Source organism: Pseudomonas sp. Wu6 (assembly GCF_019891515.1).
GTDB lineage: Bacteria > Pseudomonadota > Gammaproteobacteria > Pseudomonadales > Pseudomonadaceae > Aquipseudomonas > Aquipseudomonas orientalis_A.
Window position 1 is genome coordinate 1 of the sequence record NZ_JAFLXH010000044.1, and the last position, 21,385, is coordinate 21,385.

General features: G+C 61.6%; 24 protein-coding genes and 2 pseudogenes. 3 read left to right on the forward strand and 23 right to left on the reverse strand.

Going from position 1 to position 21,385, the window contains the following annotated elements; genetic code table 11:
- The 3 genes and pseudogenes from J1G34_RS23620 to J1G34_RS23630 form a co-directional block, all read right to left on the reverse strand.
- A pseudogene (locus tag J1G34_RS23620) lies at positions 1 to 264 on the reverse strand (arabinose ABC transporter substrate-binding protein); the annotation flags it as partial.
- A 32-nt stretch (positions 265 to 296) separates the two neighbouring features.
- Positions 297 to 1,118: an SDR family oxidoreductase gene (locus tag J1G34_RS23625; protein WP_222994706.1), complete on the reverse strand. Its 822-nt coding sequence runs from the start codon at positions 1,116 to 1,118 to the stop codon at positions 297 to 299.
- Positions 1,119 to 1,267: 149 nt separating this feature from the next.
- The gene (locus tag J1G34_RS23630; RefSeq protein ID WP_065883715.1) at positions 1,268 to 1,747 is read right to left on the reverse strand and encodes a GNAT family N-acetyltransferase; all 480 of its coding nucleotides are present in this window, start codon (positions 1,745 to 1,747) and stop codon (positions 1,268 to 1,270) included.
- Between the two features lie 191 nt (positions 1,748 to 1,938).
- Between J1G34_RS23630 and J1G34_RS23635 the strand changes: the two genes are divergently transcribed.
- Together J1G34_RS23635 and J1G34_RS23640 are read left to right on the forward strand one after the other, a co-directional pair.
- Positions 1,939 to 2,277, forward strand: a complete 339-nt coding sequence (locus tag J1G34_RS23635) for a hypothetical protein (protein WP_065883717.1) — start codon at positions 1,939 to 1,941, stop codon at positions 2,275 to 2,277.
- Between the two features lie 51 nt (positions 2,278 to 2,328).
- Positions 2,329 to 2,594, forward strand: a pseudogene (locus J1G34_RS23640) (hypothetical protein).
- A 184-nt stretch (positions 2,595 to 2,778) separates the two neighbouring features.
- Here J1G34_RS23640 and J1G34_RS23645 read toward each other — a convergent pair.
- The 20 genes from J1G34_RS23645 to J1G34_RS23740 all read right to left on the reverse strand — a co-directional run bounded on the left by J1G34_RS23645 (position 2,779) and on the right by J1G34_RS23740 (position 20,488).
- Positions 2,779 to 3,696, reverse strand: a complete 918-nt coding sequence (locus tag J1G34_RS23645) for a PfkB family carbohydrate kinase (protein ID WP_122561219.1) — start codon at positions 3,694 to 3,696, stop codon at positions 2,779 to 2,781.
- Complete coding sequence (locus J1G34_RS23650) at positions 3,689 to 5,155, reverse strand: purine-cytosine permease family protein (protein WP_065892929.1); 1,467 nt, start codon at positions 5,153 to 5,155, stop codon at positions 3,689 to 3,691. The genes J1G34_RS23645 and J1G34_RS23650 overlap by 8 nt, the downstream gene beginning before the upstream one ends.
- Positions 5,156 to 5,213: 58 nt before the next feature.
- Positions 5,214 to 6,227 carry an ADP-ribosylglycohydrolase family protein gene (locus tag J1G34_RS23655; RefSeq protein ID WP_222994707.1) on the reverse strand — a complete coding sequence of 338 codons (1,014 nt, stop codon included), beginning with the start codon at positions 6,225 to 6,227 and terminating at the stop codon, positions 5,214 to 5,216.
- Positions 6,224 to 6,937, reverse strand: coding sequence for a GntR family transcriptional regulator (locus tag J1G34_RS23660; RefSeq protein WP_222994708.1), 714 nt, complete (start codon positions 6,935 to 6,937; stop codon positions 6,224 to 6,226). Before J1G34_RS23660 ends, J1G34_RS23655 begins: the two co-directional genes overlap by 4 nt.
- A gap of 70 nt (positions 6,938 to 7,007) precedes the next feature.
- Positions 7,008 to 7,568, reverse strand: a complete 561-nt coding sequence (locus tag J1G34_RS23665) for a DUF1285 domain-containing protein (RefSeq protein WP_222994709.1) — start codon at positions 7,566 to 7,568, stop codon at positions 7,008 to 7,010.
- A 16-nt stretch (positions 7,569 to 7,584) separates the two neighbouring features.
- A complete protein-coding gene (locus tag J1G34_RS23670; RefSeq protein ID WP_065936077.1) occupies positions 7,585 to 8,190 on the reverse strand; it encodes a DUF4823 domain-containing protein in 606 nt (201 codons plus the stop codon).
- A 218-nt stretch (positions 8,191 to 8,408) separates the two neighbouring features.
- Positions 8,409 to 9,377 (reverse strand): GTP 3',8-cyclase MoaA, encoded by a 969-nt coding sequence (locus J1G34_RS23675; protein WP_065883735.1) that lies wholly within the window; start codon positions 9,375 to 9,377, stop codon positions 8,409 to 8,411.
- Positions 9,378 to 9,493: 116 nt separating this feature from the next.
- Positions 9,494 to 10,147 (reverse strand): TetR/AcrR family transcriptional regulator, encoded by a 654-nt coding sequence (locus tag J1G34_RS23680; RefSeq protein ID WP_065883737.1) that lies wholly within the window; start codon positions 10,145 to 10,147, stop codon positions 9,494 to 9,496.
- A 534-nt stretch (positions 10,148 to 10,681) separates the two neighbouring features.
- Entirely contained in the window at positions 10,682 to 11,485 is an 804-nt protein-coding gene (locus tag J1G34_RS23685) for a TatD family hydrolase (RefSeq protein WP_222994710.1), read from the reverse strand.
- Between the two features lie 56 nt (positions 11,486 to 11,541).
- Positions 11,542 to 12,531, reverse strand: coding sequence for a DNA polymerase III subunit delta' (locus J1G34_RS23690; RefSeq protein WP_065896054.1), 990 nt, complete (start codon positions 12,529 to 12,531; stop codon positions 11,542 to 11,544).
- A complete protein-coding gene (tmk, locus tag J1G34_RS23695) occupies positions 12,524 to 13,156 on the reverse strand; it encodes a dTMP kinase (RefSeq protein ID WP_122461470.1) in 633 nt (210 codons plus the stop codon). Before tmk ends, J1G34_RS23690 begins: the two co-directional genes overlap by 8 nt.
- Positions 13,157 to 13,175: 19 nt before the next feature.
- The gene (mltG, locus tag J1G34_RS23700) at positions 13,176 to 14,297 is read right to left on the reverse strand and encodes an endolytic transglycosylase MltG (RefSeq protein ID WP_122561224.1); all 1,122 of its coding nucleotides are present in this window, start codon (positions 14,295 to 14,297) and stop codon (positions 13,176 to 13,178) included.
- The gene (gene pabC / locus J1G34_RS23705; protein WP_065892937.1) at positions 14,298 to 15,113 is read right to left on the reverse strand and encodes an aminodeoxychorismate lyase; all 816 of its coding nucleotides are present in this window, start codon (positions 15,111 to 15,113) and stop codon (positions 14,298 to 14,300) included.
- A complete protein-coding gene (fabF, locus tag J1G34_RS23710; RefSeq protein WP_057721119.1) occupies positions 15,113 to 16,357 on the reverse strand; it encodes a beta-ketoacyl-ACP synthase II in 1,245 nt (414 codons plus the stop codon). Before fabF ends, pabC begins: the two co-directional genes overlap by 1 nt.
- 128 nt (positions 16,358 to 16,485) lie before the next feature.
- A complete protein-coding gene (acpP, locus tag J1G34_RS23715) occupies positions 16,486 to 16,722 on the reverse strand; it encodes an acyl carrier protein (RefSeq protein ID WP_003175607.1) in 237 nt (78 codons plus the stop codon).
- A 191-nt stretch (positions 16,723 to 16,913) separates the two neighbouring features.
- Positions 16,914 to 17,657: a 3-oxoacyl-ACP reductase FabG gene (fabG, locus tag J1G34_RS23720; RefSeq protein ID WP_057721118.1), complete on the reverse strand. Its 744-nt coding sequence runs from the start codon at positions 17,655 to 17,657 to the stop codon at positions 16,914 to 16,916.
- 24 nt (positions 17,658 to 17,681) lie between these two features.
- The gene (gene fabD / locus J1G34_RS23725) at positions 17,682 to 18,620 is read right to left on the reverse strand and encodes an ACP S-malonyltransferase (protein WP_065892938.1); all 939 of its coding nucleotides are present in this window, start codon (positions 18,618 to 18,620) and stop codon (positions 17,682 to 17,684) included.
- 126 nt (positions 18,621 to 18,746) lie between these two features.
- The gene (plsX, locus tag J1G34_RS23730) at positions 18,747 to 19,757 is read right to left on the reverse strand and encodes a phosphate acyltransferase PlsX (RefSeq protein ID WP_083205639.1); all 1,011 of its coding nucleotides are present in this window, start codon (positions 19,755 to 19,757) and stop codon (positions 18,747 to 18,749) included.
- Between the two features lie 4 nt (positions 19,758 to 19,761).
- Positions 19,762 to 19,944 carry a 50S ribosomal protein L32 gene (gene rpmF / locus J1G34_RS23735; protein WP_003179396.1) on the reverse strand — a complete coding sequence of 61 codons (183 nt, stop codon included), beginning with the start codon at positions 19,942 to 19,944 and terminating at the stop codon, positions 19,762 to 19,764.
- Between the two features lie 13 nt (positions 19,945 to 19,957).
- Positions 19,958 to 20,488: a YceD family protein gene (locus J1G34_RS23740; RefSeq protein WP_057721115.1), complete on the reverse strand. Its 531-nt coding sequence runs from the start codon at positions 20,486 to 20,488 to the stop codon at positions 19,958 to 19,960.
- 105 nt (positions 20,489 to 20,593) lie between these two features.
- On the opposite strand from J1G34_RS23740, the gene J1G34_RS23745 reads away from it, so the two are divergent.
- Positions 20,594 to 21,172 (forward strand): Maf family protein, encoded by a 579-nt coding sequence (locus J1G34_RS23745; RefSeq protein WP_065892940.1) that lies wholly within the window; start codon positions 20,594 to 20,596, stop codon positions 21,170 to 21,172.
- Positions 21,173 to 21,385 lie beyond the last annotated feature (213 nt).

Sequence of the window (21,385 nt, forward strand, 5' to 3'; positions counted from 1 at the left end):
ATCCGGCGGGCAGATCACAAAGCCCTTGGCGCCGTTGGCGGCCAGGCTGTCGATGGCCGACAGGGTTTTCTCGCCATCCGGCACGGCGATCTTGATCACGGTGAAACCGTGTTCCTTGCCGGCTTTTTCGGCGAAGGCCCATTCGGTCTGGAACCAGGGTTCTTCGGCCTGTTTGACCAAAAAGCCGATCTTTACTTCTTCAGCGGATGCGAACCCACTGAATGCCAACGCAAGCGCCACAGCACCGAGTGTCTTCTTGAACATGGACCACCTCATTGTTGTTATTGGAAAACGGTTTAGTCGTGGTACATCACAGACCGCCCGCCATCGATCATCAGGCAGGTGGCATTGATAAAGGGCGCCTCGTCGGTCGCCAGAAACAGCGCACTCATCGCCACCTCGATGGGCTGGCCGATGCGCTTGGGCGGGTGCAGGTCGAACGCACGCTGGCGCTCCGCGTGGGGGTCGGGGAACGCGTTCCAGTAGTCGACGTTGAGCTGGGTTTCGATATAGCCCGGGGCGATGGCATTCACGCGGATGCCCTTGGGCGCGTATTCGATGCCAAGGGCGCGGGTGAGGCCGAGCAGGCCGTGCTTGGCCACAGGGTAGGGAAAGCAGCCGGGAATGATGTGGCTGGAATGGGTGGACGCAATGTTGATGATGTTGCCGATGCCCTGCTCGATCATGTGCGGCAGCACCGCGCGGCAACCGTACCAGGCGCCGTCAAGGTCAATGGCGAAGCAGCGGCGCCAGTCCTCGTCGGTCATTTGCAGCGGGTCGCGAAACACATTGACCCCGGCGCAGTTGACCAGCACGTCCACGCGGCCGAAGCGCTCGATGGCCACATTGACCAGTGACTGCCATTGCTCTGTGGAAGTGATATCCACGGCCTGCGCGACAATCTCGGCGCCGCGTTCGCGCCAATGGGCCGCGACTTTCTCAACCTTGTCGCCCTGGATATCCGCGATCACCAACCGCGCTTGCTGCGCCTGGAAGCACGCCACGATGGCCTCGCCAATGCCTTGCGCAGCGCCGGTGATGATCACCACCTTGTGCTTGAGTCGCTCGCCGTAAGTGGGCTCGGGCACGGCGGGTAGGGACAACGGTTGTGCCTGCATCGCTTCACCTGTTTTATTTTTGGCAGTGAGTGCTGATGCAGGCGACTATAAACCCACAGCTTGAAATATCTCAATATATAAATTTACATCCCATAATGTGAACAAACCTATAAAAAAACCGGCCGTATAGGGCCGGCTCCGCGCGCCTGTCAGCCCTGGGCGAAATCCCTCAGCGCATTGCCTTCCATGCGGTAGCGCACCCACTCTTCCTGGGGCTGCGCGCCGATGGACTTGTAGAACGCAATCGCCGGCTCGTTCCAGTCCAGCACGCTCCACTCGAAGCGCCCGCAGCCGTTGTCGCAGGCGATCCTGGCCAGGTGGCGCAGCAACTTCTTGCCCGCCCCGCCGCCGCGCTGTTCCGGGTTGATATAAAGGTCTTCCAGATACAGGCAGTTACTGCCAAGCCAGGTGGAGTAGCTGAAAAAGAACACCGCAAAGCCAATCGGCAGGCCGTCGCGCGAACAGATCAGGCCGTGGGCGGTGGAGCCCTCACTGAACAAACTGCGTTCGATATCCACCACGCTGGCGACCACTTCGTGCCGGGCTTTCTCATACTCGGCCAGTTCAGTGATGAACGTCAGGATCTGCGCAGCATCGCTGGGTACGGCGGGGCGAATCTCGATGGTCATGGGCGCGCCTTGGGCAAGTTCAAAGCCCACATACTAAGACGCTTTGATGACTGATTGCAGCGCAATTTCCCTATGGCGGGTACACAAATTCTTACAGGCCACATAAGACCGTTCGTCGCCATCAAGGCACAAACCGCAAAGTGCGGCTGACCAATCAAGGGTAAGGACATTAATCATATGGAGACACCCTCATGAAAAATTCCAAATTTGCTGCCCTGGCCCTCACCGGCCTGCTGTCTGCTGCGTCGTTGAGCGCGTTTGCCGCCACCTCGGCAACCGGCCCGACCGATCCAACGCCTGACGCCACCACCGAATCGCAAAAGTCCATGGGCACCGGTCTCGACACCAATGGCGGCGCGATCATCGACAACACCAACGCCGCCGACCCGCACACCAAGGGCCACGATACCCAGCGCCAGGCACCTGCTGCCGTCGGCAACGGCAAAATGGGCCCATCGGTGAACGAACCGAAGATCAATAAAGGCGACGATTCGAACCTGCCAGGCGCGCCGAAACAACCTGCACCTTGATACCTGCCTGACCCGCTCGACACCCGATCATTTCCCAGTGAAGAGGTACACATGAACGTTGATAGAAACCTTGAACGAGAAGTCCTCACTCGCCTGCTGCACGCTCATCCGCAAGGTTTGGGCAAGGAGGTGCTGGATAACTATCGCGGCGGAAAAGAAGTCGCCAGTGTCTTGGCCTTCCTGCAGGACCGCGGGCTGATCAGGATGGACATGTGACCACCGACGACGCCGGTGAATATTCGTTGAACCTGCCGATCAAGTTGACCGCGTCGGGTGTGGATGAGGCGCGCAAGCTCGAGGGTCAAGGCTTGCAGTGATGTCATCTCTGGTCTGGCCCTGCGACCACCCAATGTGGGAGGGGGCTTGCCCTCTCTCAATGTAGGAGCGAGCTTGCTCGCGAAAAACTCACAGGCACCGCGTTCATTCAGGAAGCACGCGTTATCGTTGACGTTTTTCGCGAGCAAGCTCGCTCCTACAGAGGGCAAGGGGCAAGCCCCTTTTTTATTCGGTGAGCAGTGCGTCGACTTCAGCAGTGCCTGGAGACGTCGCCGGCCCCCAGCGTGTCACCGCCAGTGCCGCCGCGGCATTCGCTCGACGCGCTGCCTCGACGGGATTCAAGCCGTTCGCCAGTGCGGCGATAAACACCCCAGCATGCGCATCCCCCGCGCCATTGCTGTCCACCGCCTGCACCTTGAAACCCGGCACATGCCTGATGTCGCTCGCCTGCCCTACCCAGCATCCATTCGGCCCATCGCGCACCACCAACAGCGCGTTGGCGGGCAAGTGCCGACTCAACGCGAACAGCGCAGCGGCGATGTCCGGTGCACCGGTAAACGCCAGTGCTTCAGGCCCATTGCTGGTCCAGATATCGATACGCGGCAACAGCGCTCGCATCAAGGCCGAGTCCGGCGCCTTGACCAACGGGCCTGGATCGAACATCACCAGCACCTCGCGCGGCAGCGCCAGCAACCAGTCGATCAGCGCCTGCGCCTTGCCCTCAAGCAGCAGGCTGTAACCGCTGACATACACATAGTCATCGCTGCGCGGCACTACCCGGGCCAGGTCATCGGCACTCAGTTCCCCCTCGGCGCCGAGGTGGGAAATGAACGTGCGCTCCGTGGTGGCTTCGGTCAGGGAGACGCATAGGCCGGTGTCCTGGCCGCTGCTGGCCGGCAGCGCCATTTCAATGCCTTCTGCCTGCATCGCAGCGCGGGCCAGGTCACCAAAGCGGCCGCTGCCGTGACGCCCCAGGTAAACCACCGGCAAACCATTGCGCCGCGCGGCGGCCATGACGTTGAAGCCACCGCCGGCTTCGAAACTCGCGAACCTGGCCAACACGTCGCCCCCGCTCGGCGGCAAGGTATCAAGGGCCATGACCAGGTCGACGATGACCTGTCCGGTGTGCAGCAATCTAGACATTGGGACGCTCGACTAACGCGGGACGTCGATCGGCAGCGCCGCCCAGTACGGCATAGACGCCGCCGGCCACCAGGAAGGTGACGATCCAGCCGAGGCCGTTATGGCCGAGCCAGGAATCGGACAATGGCCCGGCAAACCAGATGTTGTCGGCGGTGGTGCCGATGGTGGTGAAGCTGAACCCCAGCACGATGGCCAGCGCCCAGGCGCCAAATGCGCGCCACTCCACACCGCCGCGATACCAGTAGGCGCTGCTCGGGCTGACATCCAGCAAATCCTTGGGGCTGTAGTAGTGACGGTGGATCAGGTCGACCACGAAAATCCCCACCCAGGCGGTAATCGGCACCGCCAGCAAGGAGATGAAGGTGATGAACGGACCGTAGAAACTGTCGGCGATCAGCATGAAGTAAATGGAGCCGGCAAAAATCGCCACGATGTCGACGATCACCGCGTGCACGCGCTTGACCTTCAGGCCCAGGGTCAGGGTGGTGAGGCCGGCTGAATACACCGACAGGTTGTTCGACAACAGCAGCCCGCCGAACGCGGTGATCAGGTACGGCACCGCCATCCAGGTCGGCAGCATGTCGCGGATCGCAATGATCGGGTCCGTGGCCGAGGCCAGGTCGTTGTTACCCACCGACAGCAAGCCACCGAGGGTGATCAGCAACACCAGCGGGATGCCCGCACCGAACGCGGCAGAGGCCACCAGGCGCACGGCCTTGACGCTGCGGTGCTGGTAACGCGACATATCGGCACCGGCGTTGGCCCAGCCGATGCCGGTACCGGCCGCCATGGTGCCGATGCCGATGATCATGGCGCTCAGCGGCGCCGGCGTGGCGTTGAATACCGCGCTCCAGTCGATGGTGGCGCAGAGGAAGCCGCCCACCAGAATATTCAGCGCGCCGAACACGTAGGTTGCCCATTTCTGGATCACCAGCAAGGTGGCATGGCCCAGGCCGGAAACGGCCAGGGTCAGCAGCACGAAAACGGCGATGAAGATCAGGGTGAGCAACGGTGCGCTTTTCGCTTCCACCGGGGAACCGAACAGGATCGAGCACAGCGACAGCAACACAAACGCGGCCGTGGTGGTGTTGACCGTTTCCCAGCCCAGGCGCGACATCAGCGACACGAGGGTCGGCCCGATATTGCCGCGTACGCCGAAGATGGCGCGGGACAAGGTCAGGCTGGGCGCGCGGCCACGGCGACCGGCGATGGAAATGATGCCCACCACCGCGAAGGAACCGGCAGCGCCCAGGATTGCGACGATGATCGCCTGCCAGATGGCCAGGCCGCGAAACGCAACCAGGGTGGCACCCAGCGGCAAGCCGAGGATGCTGATATTGGCCGCGAACCAGACCCAGAACAGTTGCAGCGGATGCCCGTTGCACTCGCCTTCCGGGACCGGCTCGATGCCGCGTGTTTCCAATTGCCCGACGCTTTGGCCGGAAGAGGTGCTGCTCATGGGGTGGGGGCTCCTGGTGCCTGTATTGTTATGGTTGTGGCAACGCTTCAATGGCGGATCAACGTGATGCCTGGCGCAAGGCGAGCAGGTCTTGAACCAGCACTTGCACATCCAGGCTGTTGACCTGCTTGACCTGCTCGATCAACGGCCCGGGCCAGCACTGCATCCCCAGACACGCGCCAAGCATGGCGCCGAGGATCGCGGCGATGGTGTCGGTGTCGCCGCCCAGGCTCGCGGCCAGGCACAGCGCTTCGAACGCGTTCATGTCGCCCGATGCCACTTGCTGCGCGAGGGCGAACGACACCACCACCGACTCCTGGGAGGCGACGGAGGTACCAATCAATTCATAGAGCAAGTCGGTGAACAGCGCGTTGTCGCCGCTGCCGACGCTCAGGGTGCGTGCCCAACTGATGCGGGTCGACATGCGTCCGCCGGCAACCCAGTGGCCATGGTGTTCGGCCTGTTGCGCCACCTGGGTGCCGATGTTCAGCGCTTCGCCCAGGTCGACGCCATTGATACCGGCCGAGACCACCGCCGCGACCGCCGCCGCGCTGGCAATGCCCAGGCTGGTGTTGTGGGTGACCTGGCAGGCCTGGATCACCGCCCGGATAAACTGCGCCGGGTCACTGACATCGGCGGCGATGCCCACCGGCGTGATGCGCATGGCCGCGCCATTGGTAGTGCCGTAGCGCCCGGACTCTGCGGGCGTGTGCCCGGCGAGGATCATGTCGATCGCACGCTTGGTGGACGGCCCGAGCAGGTCCTGGGAACCCTTGGCGCGCATGCTCGCCTCCCAGTCGATCAGGCGTTGGGCGAGAACGCCGGGTTCGATCGTACCGCGGCCTTCGACCAACAACTCACCGACCAGGATCGCCTGTTCGGTGTCATCGGTGATGGAACCGGCGGGCATGTTCGGCGCGATCGGTTGATCGGGGCCGGCATCTTCCAGGGCGGTGATGGCGCCGAAGCGCTGGCGGACCTGCTCACGACTCAGGGATTGGGTGGGCATGCCCAGCGCATCGCCCAGGGCCAGGCCATAAAAAGCGCCGAGCGCGCGGATTTCAGCAGTCATTTGGACGCCCCAAATTGCAGGTGCAAACGAAAATGCACGGGATCGAGCAAGCTTTCGACATGCTCCATGAAACGCTCGCGACGGTCATAGGTGGTGCGCGAGGCCTTGAGAAATACTGTGCCGGCCGGACGGCCGAGTAACTGAGCGTCTTCATCGCTCAAGGCCTCGGCGCCGATCCATTGGTCACCCGTGGCGCCCACATAGCCGTAAGCCGCCAGGGTGACGGTCAGGGAATGGTCGATCAGGCCAATGCGGGGCAGGCTTTCCAGGTCGCCGGTGGCGGGCATCAGCGAGCGCTCCAGAGACACCGCTGTTCCGTCGGCGGTGCGGCGCAGGCGATCAAGGGCGATAAACTGATCGCTGCCGAAACGGCTGGACAAGTCCGGGCGTGTCACCGCTTCGAAGCGCAGCACCTCGGTGCTCACCTGCGCGCCGGTGTCCGCCAGGGCCTGGGCCCACCCGTGGCGCTGGTCGAGCCCCATGCCGTCAAAGGTGACGATGGAGCCGACACCGCTTTGGGTGGCAATGTAATTGCGCCGCTTGAGCTCGGCCAGCGCCTCGCGCAGGGTGCCACGACTGACCGCAAACTCCTCGGCCAATTGGTGTTCACCCGGCAACAGGAAACCGTCGGCCATCACCCCACCCTCGATACGGCGGATGAGCTCGTCGACGACGCGTTTTTTCTTATCGAATCGAACATGTCTAATCATGTACAAATTGATAACCGAAAGGCGCCTTCTCCAGCAAGCGAATTATGTCAGGGCAATGAAAAAACCGGCCTCAGGGCTCCAGGCCAATCGGGAAAAACTCCCCGCCGCTCCATACCCCAAGCCAGTTCTGACCGTTGATCGGACGGCTTACCGCCAACTCCACCAATTGGTAAAACGCGTTGCGGTGCACCAGGGCTTCAAGATTGCTGCGCACCCGCAGATAAGGCGCCGGTTCCTCGGTAAGCGGATCGATCACCACCCGCAACGGGTGCTCGGGGCCGGCCTCGATCTGTTCGTCGACGTTGGTGGTAAAGCGCAGCACCTGGCGTTCGCCCTGCCCTTGCACCTCAAGGGTGACGGCGACGAATGGCGCGTCATCGACAATGATGCCGACCTTTTCCACCGGCGTGATCAGGAAATAATCATCGCCATCGCGGCGAATGATGTTGGAGAACAACTTGACCATGGGTTTGCGCCCGATAGGCGTGCCCTGATAGAACCAGGTGCCGTCACGGGCGATGCGCATGTCGATATTGCCGCAGAAATCCGGGTTCCACAGATGCACCGGCGCCGGCCCTTTACCCTTGGGCAGTTGCGCCAACAGATCGTTGGCCTTGGCGGTATCGGTCATGGAGGTCTCCTCAGGCTTACTGATTGCTCATGCCGAGCAAGCCTCGGGCGTACTGGGCCAGCGGCCGGGCAATCAGATCTTGTGGCGTGTTGTCGTGGAACGTCAGTAAACCGCCACGACTGCGAATGCGTGCAGTATCAATCAAATACTGGGTGCTGGTCTCGATCAACATGATCTGGATCACGCCGCTGTCCAGGCCAAGGCGGTCCAGGGCTTGCTGGTCGGTCCACTCATCGGCGTTGCCGATACGGTCGTCGGCTGCCGCAAAACGGCAATAGAGCAAGTAATGAGCGCCCACCCCGCGCGCTTCGGCCATGGCCTGTTCGAGGCCTTCAGGCTGACGGGCGCGACGCACCATGGGGAAATATTCGACGAAGCCGTTGAACGCTTCCTCGGCCACCACGTTGGGGCGCGGATACGCGCTGCCGGGCGGCACGAAAGCGCCCTGGGCGATAAAGATGAAGGAGTCCGGCTGCACACGAATTGAAGCGGTGCGGCGCGTATCACTGTGGTCGAGCAAGCCGGCGTCGCTCATCTGATAGCGGGTGCCTTCGGCCATATCGCTGACGGTCATGCAACCACTGAGTGCCAATGACGCCAGCAACAAAACCAGACTACGCATCCTATCCTCCAGAAGCCGGTGACGGAAAACCGGCGAATGGGCGTGAGATGCAGAATCTGCGCCAGCTTGATTTAAATGTGGGAGGGGGCTTGCCCTGATGCCCTGCAGGAGCAAGCTTGCTCGCGAAAAACCCACAGGCACCGCGCTCATTCAGGAGGCACGCGTTATCGTTGACGTTTTTCGCGAGCAAGCTCGCTTCTACAGGCCGCATCCACAAGTTATCCGCCAATGATCTTCATCACCGTCGCGCCGCCCGAGAAGGCCACTTCCTGCTTGTCGCCCAAGGCCTTCATCAGCAGCCCTTGCAGCGCCGGCAGTGCCTGATGGCGCGGTTTGTCCAGCAGGTCGCCGACGTAGTGACGATTGCTCGAAGACAGGCAACCATGCAACCACCCCGTGGACGACAGACGCAATCGCGAACAGGTGCGGCAGAACGGCACGCTCTCATTGGCGATCACGCCAAAGAAGCCCTTGCCCGGCACTTCATAGCGCACGGCCGTGGCGTCGACGGGCGCATTGGCTTGCAGGTATTCATGCTGTTCGCCGATCAGGCTGAGCAACTGTTGCAGGCTGACGAATTGTTGCAGGAAGGCGTTGGAGTCTTTGGCCAAGTGGCCCATGCGCATCAATTCGATAAAGCGCAGCTCGTAGCCCCGCTCCAGGCAGTAATCGAGCAACGGCAGCACCTGGTCCAGGTTCTGGCCGCGCAAGGGCACCATATTGACCTTGATCTTGATCCCGGCCGCGCGGGCCTGGTCCATGCCATCGAGCACAGTGGCCAGGTCGCCACCACGGGCGATGCTGCGAAAGGCGTCGGCATCCAGGGTGTCGAGGGACACGTTGATGCGCCGGATACCGGCGTCCACCAGCAGCGGCAGCTTGCGGGCCAGCAACTGGCCGTTGGTGGTCAGGCTGATATCGCTGAGCCCCATCTGCCCCACGGCGCCCATGAACGCTTCCAGCTTGGGACTGACCAGCGGCTCACCCCCGGTAATCCGCAGGCGATCGATGCCGGCCGCTTCGATCAGGTAAGCCACGCCCCGCGCCATGGCCTGGGCCGAGAGTTCGTCCTGGGCAGCCACCAGCCGCTTGCCGTTGGGCACGCAATAGGTACAGGCATAATTGCAGGCTGAGGTCAGGCTGATCCGCAAATTGCGAAATCGCCTGCCTTGACGATCGACGATCATGAACCACTCCGGCAGAGGATGAATCGGGGCGCGCTAAAAGCTGACTGATAAATCAGCTTTTAGCAAGGGGCCTTGCCTGAGTATATTCCCGGGGTACTGCGCGTGGCAGTAAATCATCAGGTGGAGGGCGACTCCACGGCCGGCGGCTCGGTACTGTGCTTGCGCTTGTTCCCCATGCGCACGCCAATATCCATCAGGAACTGGAAGAAACCTTCCTGGTCTTCCAGCACATTGCTCCAGAACGGCGAGTGGTACAGCGCCACGGCGCCATGCACCAGGGCCCAGGCGGCGCAGTAGTGAAAGTAGGGAGGCACGTCTTCAAGCTTGCCTTCACTGATACGGCCCTTGATCAGCAAGGTCAGGCGTTCAAAGTTCGAGGCGCGGATCTTGTGCAGTTCCTCGACCATTTCCGGTACCTGGTGGCCCTTGACGACCTTTTCTTCCAGGCGATCAAACAGACGGTAGCGCTGCGGATCGCGCATGCGGAACTCGAAATAGGCCCGGGACAAGGCCTCTTTGTCCTTGTCGACATCGGCTGAATGCAGCAGCTCGTTCAAGTCACGCTCGTAGTCGAGCATCAGGCGCAGGTAAATCTCGGCCTTGGACTTGAAGTGCTTGTAGATCGTGCCTTTGCCGATACCCACGGCATCCGCGATCATCTCGACGGTGACGCTGTCTTCGCCTTGTTCGAGGAACAATTTGAGTGCGGTGTCGAGAATTTCCTGCTCACGGCGGCGAAACTCACGGACCTTACGGGGTTCTTTATGCATGAGGAAGAGGTCTGCAAAGGTCGGAATAGGAAGGGTTGCGCAAGCCACGGATACGTGGCGATACGATTTACCCGATGCGAGGGATTATCCCGACTGAACGGTCGTTGGGCAACGCCTATGTGACCCCGTTATGCACTTTACTTTCAGTCCGCCAACGATTTGCCCGATATCAGTCAGAAACAAGACGCGCTATTCCCAACTGCGCATCCGCTCAATGAGAACTCAAGCGAAGCGCGCGTATTCCAAATCCGTTTAAAAATCGACCCATCGAGACTGGACTGAATCCCAGAGTGATCAATACTTCAAGTGTCGTCGCGACATCTCCCCCAAGTGAAGCGTCGACCTGGGTACCGACGGACTGCGTACCCTTGTTTTACTCCTAATGGTCTTAACCCGGATTCACCCCCCAGAACCCGGGTTTTTTTTGCCTGCGATTTTCTCCTGCAGGAGCGAGCTTGCTCGCGAAGAACTCATAGACACCGCGTTTATCCAGGATGCACGCGTTATCATTGACGTTTTTCGCGAGCAAGCGCGCTACGGCACAGAAGTAGCAGCGCCGGCCACATGGGCCAATGGAAACAGACGCTTGAAGTTCTCGGTCGTCTGCTCGGCGAAGCGCTCGTAGGACTCGCCGCGCAGCATCGCCAGATAATCCGCCACGTCACGCACATATTCCGGCAGGTTCGGCTTGCCGCGATGGGGGATCGGCGCCAGGTACGGCGAATCGGTTTCCACCAGCAGCCGGTCGGCAGGCACCTGGCGCGCCACATCACGCAACGCGTCGGCATTGCGGAAGGTAACGATGCCCGACAGGGAAATATAGAACCCCAGGTCCAGGGCCGCCTTGGCCATCGCCCAGTCTTCGGTAAAGCAATGCAGCACACCGGCCTGGGGCAGCGCGGCTTCGCGCAAGAGCGTCAGGGTATCGGCGCGAGCCCCACGGGTGTGGACGATCACCGGTTTGCCGGTGTGTTGCGCAGCGTGCAGGTGCAGGCGGAATGAGGCCTGCTGCAGGTCGGCGGCTTCGGGTTCGTAGTGGTAATCCAGGCCGGTCTCGCCAATGGCGACGACGCGCGGGTGATCGAGTTCGCCGAGCAGCCAGTCCAGGGCCGGTGCTTCGCCGGGCTTGAGGTCCAGCGGGTGGATACCCACCGAGCAATCCACATCGGCGTAGCGATCAGCCAGGGCTTTGACGTCGGCGGCATTTTCGGCACTGACGCCGATGCACAGGAAGTGCCCTACCCCGCGCTGGCGCGCAGCGTCGAGGGCGGCGTCCAGGGAGCCGTTGTGCTGGGCGAGATCAAGACGGTCGAGATGGCAATGGGAGTCTACGAGCATGGGCAATTACAACTTGAGTAGTGTCTGGCCGACGATACACCCGTCGGCCAAGGAAATTAACGTCGGCCGAGCAAGCCGACCCATTGGACCAGCAGTGCTTCAAGCAACAGCACGCGGTTGAGGTTGGCCTTGCCGAGCACTTTCTGACGCTGGGCGAGAATCCAGTCCTGAATGCTCAGCACCTTGTCCTGGGCACTTTTCTGCGCAAGGTATTGCACCACCTTGCGCATGTCCGGCAAACCCAGGCCGTTTTCGTCCTGGGTCAACTGGTAGCGCAGGATAAGGCTGGACCAATCGCAGAACCAGTCGAACAGCAGCAACAGGGGAATGTCCTTCCACGCGCTTTCGGCCAATTGCGTGGCGGACACTTCCTGCTTGATCAGTTTCTTCACACCGTCTACGACCAGTGCCCGTTGCTCGCGCACGCCCTGGGCGTGCAGCTTCACCGCCGCAAGCGGGGAGCCCGCGGCCAGGGTCAGCAATTCGATCCGTTCCTGCTCGGCGCAATCGGGCAGCGCCTGCGCCAGCCATTGCAGGCTCATGGCCTCGCTCGGCAAAGGGCATGCCTGCTGCACGCAACGGCTGCGGATGGTCGGCAGCAAGCGGCTGGACTGATGGCTGACCAGCAACAGCACGGTGTCGCCGGACGGTTCTTCCAGACTCTTGAGCAACGCGTTGGCGGCGTTGATGTTCATCGCCTCTACCGGCTCGATCAGCACCACCTTGCGCCCGCCCATCTGCGCGGTTTGCACCACGAAGCTGACGAGGTCGCGCACCTGGTCGACCTTGATCGCCTTGTCCGCTTCCTCAGGTTCCAGCACATAGTTATCGGGGTGGCTGCCGGCCTTCAGCAGCAGGCAGGATTTGCATTCGCCGCAGGCTTGCAGGTCAACGGGGCGCTGGCACAACAGGCTCGCCATCAAGCGCTCGGCCAGGGCACGCTTGCCGATACCGGTCGGACCGTGCAGCAAATAGGCGTGGGCGTGTTGGGCTCGGCCGGCCAACTGCTGCCAGAGACCGTCCTGCCACGGGTAGGCTTCAGCCACGAGCGCGCTCCAGCAGGGTCGGTAACAGCGCATCGAGGGCTTGCTGCACCTGAGCCAGCGGCTGGGCGGCGTCAAGCAGGTAGTAACGCGCAGGCTCCGCCCTGGCACGCTCGAGGAACGCGGTGCGCACGGCGTCGAAAAATGCCTGGCCTTCCAGCTCGAAACGATCCAGACGACCGCGCGCGCTGGCGCGGGCCATGCCCACTTCCACCGGCAGGTCGAACAGCAGGGTCAGGTCGGGGCGCAAGTCCCCCTGAACGAAGGCTTCCAGAGCAGCGATACGCTGCAGGCACAAGCCGCGACCACCGCCCTGGTAGGCGTAGGTGGAGTCGGTAAAACGGTCGCAGATCACCACGGCGCCGCGGGCCAGGGCCGGTCGGATCACCTCGGCCAGATGCTGGGCACGGGCGGCGAACACCAGCAACAGCTCGGTGTCCGCATTCATCGGCTCGTCACCCGGCGCCAGCAAGACTTCACGGATGCGCTCGGCCAGCGGCGTACCGCCGGGCTCACGGGTCAACACCACTTCGACGCCCGCGGCGCGCAGGCGCTCGGCCAGGTAATCGCGGTTGGTGCTTTTGCCGGCGCCTTCCGGGCCTTCGAGGGTCATAAACAAGCCAGTCACAGGCAGTCCTTAGTCAGAGTCATTGCGGGCTTTGCGGGGCGCTGGTGTCCGGCGCGGGGTCTACCGGTACGTCAACCGGTGGCACCGTGTCTTCCAGCGGCTTGACCTGCGGTGCCGGGCTGGACCGGTAATCGGCGCGGCGCTTGAGTTGAAACTCGCGTACGGCGGCATTATGCGCATCCAGGTCATCCGAGAACACATGGCTGCCATCGCCACGGGCGACGAAATACAGGCTGCTGCCCGGCACCGGGTTCAGGGCGGCATGAATCGCCTCGCGGCCCACCATGGCGATGGGTGTCGGCGGCAGGCCGGCGATCATGTAGGTGTTGTAAGGGTTGGCCTCCTTGAGATGGGCGCGGGTCAATTTGCCGTTGTAGCGCTCACCCAGGCCATAGATCACCGTGGGGTCGGTCTGCAACATCATGCCCAGCTTCAGGCGACGCACGAACACACCGGCAATCTGCCCACGTTCTTCGGGCACACCGGTCTCCTTCTCCACCAGCGAGGCCATGATCAGCGCTTGATAAGGCTCGGTGTAAGGCGCATCAGCGGCGCGCCGGCTCCACTCCTGGGCGAGCACATCGTCCAGACGGTTGTAGGCTTTCTTCAGGAATTCGACATCGGTCATGCCCCGCACGAAACGGTAGGTGTCGGGAAAGAACCGCCCTTCAGGGAATACGCCGGGATGGCCGAGCTTGTCCATCACTTCGCTGTCACTGAGGCCGGTGAGGGTCTGCACGATCTTTTCGTGCTTGGCCAGGGCCGAGCGCACCTGGCGAAAGTTCCACCCCTCCACTAGGGTCAGGCTGTATTGCACCACTTCCCCACGCTGCCAAAGGCCGATCAGGCCTTCGGCGGTGAGGCCCGGGGTCATGCGGTATTCGCCGCTGTGCAGCGGCTGGTTCTCAAGGTTAAAGCGCCAGTAAAGACGCAGCCAGAAGGCACCGTCGAGCACGCCATCGGCTTCCAGACGATTGAAGGTGCCGGTGGGCGTGGCCCCTGCCGGTACATCGAGCAACTGCTCCTGGGTCAGGTGCAACGGCTGCTTCAAGGCAGCGTTGTATTTCCAGGCGCAAAAGCCCAACAGCAAAACCGCCGAGAACAGACCGATCAGCAGCAGTACAACCAGTTTTCGTATCACTCAAATATCCAATAGTGCGCGAACAATGCCCTGCAGTTTACGGGTGAGCGGCCCAACCGACCAGCTCATCCCAGCGCACTCGCGTACCGGCCAGATGCCATAAACGCTGTTGCACACGAAGACTTCGTCGGCCTGTTGCAACTGCTCCAGACTGATGTCGGCCACGGCCACCGGGACGCCCAGGGCTTGCGCCTGGTCGAGGATCTCGGCGCGCATCACCCCGGCAACGCCGCAACGCGTCAGATCAGCGGTACGTAACACGCCGTTGCGCACCACAAACAGGTTGCTGAACACGCCTTCGATAACCCGCCCGGACCTATCCAGCATCAAGCCTTCGGCATGCTCGGCATCCCGCCATTCGGCGCGGGCGATGACCTGCTCAAGGCGGTTCAGGTGTTTGAGCCCGGCCAGCAGCGGTTGTTCGGCCAAGCGGGTGGCGCACGCAAACAGACGGATGCCGTCGGTGCCATGGGCTTCGGGATAGATGGCGGGCGGACCGCCCTGCAAGATACGGCGTACCGCAGCATCGGGATCGATGCCGTAACCGCGCTGGCTGTCGCCACGGGTCAGGATCAACTTGAGCACGCCATCGCCCAGGGCTGCGGCATAGGCCAGCACTTCGCTGCGCACCCGTGCATGATCCACCCCCAACGCGAGGCGCCTGCAGCCCTCATCGAGGCGCTGCAGGTGACGGTCGAGCAGCACCGGCTGCCCGGCCTTGACCGCGATGGTTTCAAATACACCATCGCCATACGCCAGGCCGCGATCTTTCAGGGGCACGCTGTCCGCTGGCTGACCGTCGACCCAGCTGTGCATCACTCGGCGAACCGGCGGAACACCAGCGAGCCGTTGGTGCCACCAAACCCGAACGAGTTGGAGATCACCACGTCGATCGGCATCGGTTGCGCTTCGTGAGGCACAAAGTTGAGGTCGCAGCCTTCGTCCGGCTCATCGAGGTTGATGGTCGGTGGAGCGACCTGATCCTTGATGGCCATCACACTGAAGATCGCCTCGACCGCACCCGCCGCGCCCAACAGGTGGCCGGTCATGGATTTGGTGGAGCTGACCGCCAGCTTGTAGGCGTGCTCGCCGAACACCGACTTGATGGCTTCGGCTTCCGCCAGGTCGCCGGTCGGCGTCGACGTGCCATGGGCATTGATGTACTGCACCTGGTCGGCATTGACCTTCGCATCGCGCAGCGCATTGGTGATGCAGCGCGCAGCACCGGCACCGTCGGACGGTGGCGAGGTCATGTGGTAGGCGTCACCGCTCATGCCAAACCCGATCAGCTCGGCATAGATGGTGGCACCGCGCGCCTTGGCATGCTCCAACTCTTCCAGTACCAGGGCACCGGCACCGTCGGACAGCACGAAACCGTCACGGCCCTTGTCCCACGGACGGCTGGCACGGGTCGGCTCATCGTTGCGGGTCGACAGCGCACGGGACGCGCCGAAGCCGCCCATGCCCAGGCCGCAGGCAGCCATCTCGGCGCCACCGGCAATCATCACGTCAGCTTCATCGTAAGCGATGTTACGTGCCGCCATGCCGATGCAGTGAGTGCCCGTGGTGCACGCCGTTGCGATGGCGTAGTTAGGCCCCTGTGCCCCCAAATGGATGGACAGGAAACCGGAAATCATATTGATGATCGAGCCCGGCACGAAGAACGGTGAAATCCGACGAGGACCGGAATCGTGCAGCGTGCGGCTGGTTTCTTCGATATTGGTCAGACCCCCAATCCCCGAACCCATGGCCACGCCGATGCGCTCACGGTTGGCGTCGGTGACTTCCAGGCCGGCGTTACGCACTGCCTGAAAACCGGCTGCCAGGCCGTATTGAATGAACAGGTCGAGCTTGCGCGATTCCTTGAGCGAAAGGTATTGCTCGACATTGAAACCCTTTACCGAGCCGCCAAAACGGGTGGAATAGGCAGAAAGGTCCGTGTGTTCGATCAGACCGATACCACTGTGGCCAGCCAGAATGCCCTGCCAACTGCTTGGCACATCCGTGCCCAGTGGCGACAACATACCCATACCGGTGACTACGACGCGTCTACGCGACACAGCACTCTCCTTTTTCTAATGACGACACTTTGCTTCGCAGCGTACTTTTCGTCACCGCTGAAAGAAAAAACCGCACGCCGTTACAGCAGTGCGGTTTTTCCCTGACAGCAGGCGACGACTACAAACTATTACGCCTGGTGGCTAGTAACGTAGTCGATGGCAGCTTGAACAGTAGTGATTTTTTCAGCTTCTTCGTCCGGGATTTCGGTCTCGAATTCCTCTTCCAGAGCCATCACCAGCTCAACGGTGTCAAGGGAATCGGCACCCAGGTCTTCTACGAAGGAAGCAGTGTTGACCACTTCTTCTTCCTTAACGCCCAGTTGCTCGGCGACGATTTTCTTGACGCGCTCTTCGATGGTGCTCATACCTTGTTTAACTCCTAATGGACAAATTCAGGCAGCTGGCCAGTGGGTAAGTGTATAGAAAGCCATTTCGGTTTTTCAACCGAAAGCTTCACCCTGTACCCGCTCGACCACCTGCCTATAAATTAAGTTGCAGCTTTATAACGGATTTTAGACAGCTCGTATGACATATTTTTGAAGCGATCCGTCACAATTTAACTCATGTACATCCCGCCGTTCACCGGAATTGTAGCCCCGGTCACGTATGCCGCACCGTCGGATGCCAGGAAAGTGACCACATTCGCGATCTCTTGGGCCTGGCCCAGACGGCCCAGCGGAATCTGCGTCAGCAAGGCTTCACGCTGTGCTTCGGGCAGTTCGCGGGTCATATCGGTGTCGATGAACCCTGGGGCCACCGAGTTTACCGTAATCGACCGCGAGCCGACTTCACGCGCCAGTGCACGGCTGAAACCTTCCAGACCGGCCTTGGCCGCAGCGTAGTTTACTTGGCCGGCGTTGCCCATGGCACCCACTACGGAGCCAATATTGATAATTCGGCCCCAGCGCGCCTTGGTCATGCCGCGCAAAACACCCTTGGACAGGCGGAACAGACTGTTCAGGTTGGTATCGACCACGTCGTACCATTCGTCGTCTTTCATGCGCATCATCAGATTATCGCGGGTGATACCGGCATTGTTCACCAGAATCGCCGGCGCACCGAACTGCGCGGTGATCGCGGCCAGCACGGCCGCCACGGATTCGTCACTGGTCACATTCAGCTCGAGGCCGGTGCCCTGCACGCCGTTTTCCTTCAGGGTTGCGGCGATACGCTCGGCACCCGAGGCGGACGTGGCGGTGCCGATCACGACGGCGCCCTGACGACCCAGTTCCAGGGCGATGGCCTGGCCGATGCCACGGCTTGCGCCGGTAACCAGTGCAACTTTACCTTGCAGACTCATGCAGGCTTCTCCTAAGTTCGGGGATCAGGCCAGCGCCGCACGAGCGGCAGCGAAGGCATCCGGGGTATTGAGATTGGCAGTCGATACGCCGTCGGCGCAGCGCTTGTTCAGGCCGGCCAGGACTTTGCCCGGGCCGCACTCGACCAGTTCGGTGGCGCCCTTGGCGGCCAGGGTCTGCACCGATTCAACCCAGCGAACCGGCTTGTAGAGTTGCTCCAGCAGGTCGCGCTTGAGGGTCTCCAGGTCCGGGGCGATCGCCGCGCTGACGTTCTGCACCAGCGGGATCTGCGGCGCCTGCCAGTTGATGGCGGCGATGGACTCGGCAAAACGCTCGGCCGCCGGGCGCATCAGCTCGCAGTGTGACGGCACGCTGACCGGCAACGGCAGCGCACGCTTGGCACCACGGGCCTTGCAGCCTTCGATGGCGCGCTCGACCGCTGCCTTGGCACCCGCGATGACCACTTGGCCAGGGGAGTTGAAATTCACCGCGCTGACCACTTCGCCCTGCGCCGCTTCGGCGCAGGCTTCGATCACCACGGCATCGTCCAGGCCCAGGATCGCGGCCATGCCGCCCTGCCCGGCCGGAACGGCCTCCTGCATCAACTGGCCACGACGCTCGACCAGCTTGACCGCTTCACCGAGGGTCAGGCTGCCCGCCGCGACCAGGGCGCTGTATTCGCCCAGGCTGTGACCGGCGACGAATGCAGGGCGTGCGCCACCTTCGGCCAGCCACACGCGCCACAGGGCGATCGAAGCGGTCAGAATAGCCGGCTGGGTCTTGTCGGTTTGATTGAGTTGCTCTTCCGGCCCCTGCTGGGTCAGCGCCCACAGGTCATAACCCAGGGCGTCGGAAGCTTCCTTGAAAGTGTCCAGGACCAGCGGGTATTGCGCGCCCAGCTCGGCCAACATGCCGAGGGACTGCGAACCTTGCCCTGGAAAGACGAATGCGAGGGATGTAGACATGTAACAAGCCCCTAATGATCTGGTCGTCAAAAATGCGCACGCCGACGGTGGGAGCGCGCGAAACTGACAGATTGGATGGTCAATTGAACTGGCCGGTCACATTTAAGCACTCCCGGGCCGATTCGCCTAAGGCAACAAGCCCTCCAGACGCCCGCGCAAGCGTTGCGGCAGGTTGTCCTGAATCTCGATCACGGCCCGCGCAATCGCGCTCTGAAAGCCCTCGACACCTGCCGAGCCATGGCTTTTCACCACAACGCCCTGCAACCCCAGGAAACTCGCGCCATTATGCCGCGCCGGCGCCAGGTCGGCCTGCAGACGACGCATCAACGGCAGCGCCAGGGCGCCGACCATGCGCGCTGCCAGGTTCTGCTTGAACAAGGCTTCGATACGCGTGGCAATCATGGTTGCCAAGCCCTCACTGGACTTGAGCAGAATGTTGCCGACAAAGCCGTCACACACCACCACGTCGGCTTCGCCACGGTACAAACCGTCACCTTCGACAAAACCTACGTAGTTCAAACCCCGCGCGCCCTGCAGCAAGGTGGCGGCCAACTTGACCTGCTGGTTGCCCTTGATGTCCTCGGTGCCGATATTGAGCAGGGCCACCCTTGGCCGGACCACGCCCAGCGCTTCGGCGGCCACCGACCCCATCACGGCGAACTGCAACAGATGCTCGGCACTGCAATCGACATTCGCCCCCAGGTCCAGCAACTGGCAATAACCTTTCTGCGTCGGAATCGCCGCCACCATCGCCGGCCGATCAATGCCCGGCAGGGTCTTGAGCACATGCCGCGACAGGGCCATCAGCGCGCCAGTATTGCCGGCGCTGACACAGGCGTGCACCTTGCCGTCGCGCAGCAGCTCCAGGGCCACGCGCATGGACGAGTCGGGCTTGCCGCGCAGGGCCGCTGCCGGTTTTTCGTCCATGGTGATGGTTTCGCTGGCCGGCGTAACCGTCAGGCGCGCGCGATCCACAGCCGGATGGCCGGCAATCAGTTCTTCAATAAGGGTAGGTTGACCGACAAGGGTCAGGTGCAGCGAGGGCGTAGCAGACAGGCTGGCAATGCAGGCCTGAACAATGCTGCGGGGACCGAAGTCCCCGCCCATTGCGTCAATCGCGATGACTTGAGCAGACAAGTGATTACTCGTCAGCGCCCTTGTCGATCACTTTACGGCCACGGTATACGCCTTCTGGCGATACGTGGTGACGCAGGTGAACTTCACCGGTGGTCTTTTCCACGGACAGGGTGCTAGCCTCGAGAGCGTCGTGCGAACGGCGCATGTCACGGGCGGAGCGGGATTTTTTGTTCTGCTGAACAGCCATAATTGATTAACTCCTAAACGTTTGGGTCACGCTTTAACTGCGCCAATACACTGAACGGGTTGGACCGCGTTACCTCGTCCTCGCTCGGTTCGGGCTCGTCATCGAGGCCCGCCGGCTGCTGGCATTCTTCCGGATGATGAGCAGGCACAATGGGCAAGGCGAGCAAAAGCTCCTCCTCGATCAGTGCATGCAGATCCAAAGGATCTTCGCCCAGTTCCAGCACGTCATAACCTTTCGGCAACGACTGGGTATTCGCACCCTCCTTCACCACGGCATAACTGCATTCGCTGTGGATCGGCAGGGTGACCAGCTCAAGACAACGCTGGCAAACCATTTTGACTTCGGTGTCGATAAGGCTGTGAATTACCACAGATTTACGTTCATCTCGTTCAAAAACGAATTTGGCCTGGACCGCACCGACAGTGTCGGAAAGCGAGTCGCAGAGTCTCTCCAAATCGGCCAGCGGCAATTCACCTTGAAGGGAAGTGCCACGATCAGCCAATTTGCGCGGGTCAACGTGAGGTGGAATCGGGTCATTCAACATAGGCGCAGCATTATAGGGATGCACCCGGCCATGTCAAAGGAAATTCAGCCCTGTGCGTCAGCCGGTCACGCCGCTAGAATCTGCGGCTGTCTTGAGGAGACGTATATGCTGCCTTTATTACTCGCGTCCAGCTCGGTTTACCGCCGGGAATTGCTGAGCCGCCTGCACTTGCCGTTCACCTGCAGCTCGCCGGATATCGATGAAAGCCATCGCCCGGGTGAGTCAGCCCTCGAGCTGGTCAAGCGCCTGGCCGAACAGAAAGCGCGCGCCCTCGCCGCCAGCCATCCCGGGCATTTGATCATTGGCTCTGATCAGGTAGCGGCACTGGAAGGCCGGATCATCGGCAAGCCCCACACCTTTGAAAATGCCCGCGAGCAATTGTTGGCGGCCAGCGGCAAGCGTGTGAGCTTTCTTACAGGCCTGGCACTGCTCAACAGCGAGACGGGGCACTGCCAGGTCGACTGCGTACCGTTTACCGTGCAGATGCGTGAACTGGACGCGGAGCGCATCGAGCGCTACCTGCGGATCGAGCAACCCTATGACTGCGCGGGCAGCTTCAAGGCCGAAGGGCTGGGTGTGAGCCTGTTCCAGAGCACTGACGGCCCGGATGCCACCAGCCTTGTTGGCCTGCCACTGATTCGACTCGTGGACATGCTGCTGACCGAAGGCGTACAAATCCCTTAAATACACATCAACCCAATGTGGGAGGGGGCTTGCCCCCGATAGCGGTGGATCAGCCAGTTTATCTATAGCTGACACACCGTCATCGGGGGCAAGCCCCCTCCCACATTTTGGTCTACTGCTGGCTTGAGATATCAGCGCAAGCTCGCGCCCTGGAAGCCTAGATACGATCAAACGGCGATTCCTCAACCGTGAAATCCACCACTACTGGCCGAA

Coding starts and splice junctions, on each gene's coding strand:
- fabD (WP_065892938.1), bottom strand. CDS start 18,620: ATGTCTACATCCCTCGCATTCGTCTTTCCAGGGCAAGGTTCGCAGTCC.
- J1G34_RS23660 (WP_222994708.1), bottom strand. CDS start 6,937: ATGATTAGACATGTTCGATTCGATAAGAAAAAACGCGTCGTCGACGAG.
- J1G34_RS23625 (WP_222994706.1), bottom strand. CDS start 1,118: ATGCAGGCACAACCGTTGTCCCTACCCGCCGTGCCCGAGCCCACTTAC.
- J1G34_RS23745 (WP_065892940.1), top strand. CDS start 20,594: ATGCTGCCTTTATTACTCGCGTCCAGCTCGGTTTACCGCCGGGAATTG.
- J1G34_RS23630 (WP_065883715.1), bottom strand. CDS start 1,747: ATGACCATCGAGATTCGCCCCGCCGTACCCAGCGATGCTGCGCAGATC.
- J1G34_RS23685 (WP_222994710.1), bottom strand. CDS start 11,485: ATGCTCGTAGACTCCCATTGCCATCTCGACCGTCTTGATCTCGCCCAG.
- acpP (WP_003175607.1), bottom strand. CDS start 16,722: ATGAGCACCATCGAAGAGCGCGTCAAGAAAATCGTCGCCGAGCAACTG.
- pabC (WP_065892937.1), bottom strand. CDS start 15,113: ATGCACAGCTGGGTCGACGGTCAGCCAGCGGACAGCGTGCCCCTGAAA.
- J1G34_RS23680 (WP_065883737.1), bottom strand. CDS start 10,147: ATGCATAAAGAACCCCGTAAGGTCCGTGAGTTTCGCCGCCGTGAGCAG.
- J1G34_RS23670 (WP_065936077.1), bottom strand. CDS start 8,190: ATGCGTAGTCTGGTTTTGTTGCTGGCGTCATTGGCACTCAGTGGTTGC.
- J1G34_RS23645 (WP_122561219.1), bottom strand. CDS start 3,696: ATGTCTAGATTGCTGCACACCGGACAGGTCATCGTCGACCTGGTCATG.
- J1G34_RS23655 (WP_222994707.1), bottom strand. CDS start 6,227: ATGACTGCTGAAATCCGCGCGCTCGGCGCTTTTTATGGCCTGGCCCTG.
- J1G34_RS23650 (WP_065892929.1), bottom strand. CDS start 5,155: ATGAGCAGCACCTCTTCCGGCCAAAGCGTCGGGCAATTGGAAACACGC.
- J1G34_RS23740 (WP_057721115.1), bottom strand. CDS start 20,488: ATGTTGAATGACCCGATTCCACCTCACGTTGACCCGCGCAAATTGGCT.
- J1G34_RS23635 (WP_065883717.1), top strand. CDS start 1,939: ATGAAAAATTCCAAATTTGCTGCCCTGGCCCTCACCGGCCTGCTGTCT.
- fabG (WP_057721118.1), bottom strand. CDS start 17,657: ATGAGTCTGCAAGGTAAAGTTGCACTGGTTACCGGCGCAAGCCGTGGC.
- J1G34_RS23665 (WP_222994709.1), bottom strand. CDS start 7,568: ATGACCGATACCGCCAAGGCCAACGATCTGTTGGCGCAACTGCCCAAG.
- rpmF (WP_003179396.1), bottom strand. CDS start 19,944: ATGGCTGTTCAGCAGAACAAAAAATCCCGCTCCGCCCGTGACATGCGC.
- J1G34_RS23675 (WP_065883735.1), bottom strand. CDS start 9,377: ATGATCGTCGATCGTCAAGGCAGGCGATTTCGCAATTTGCGGATCAGC.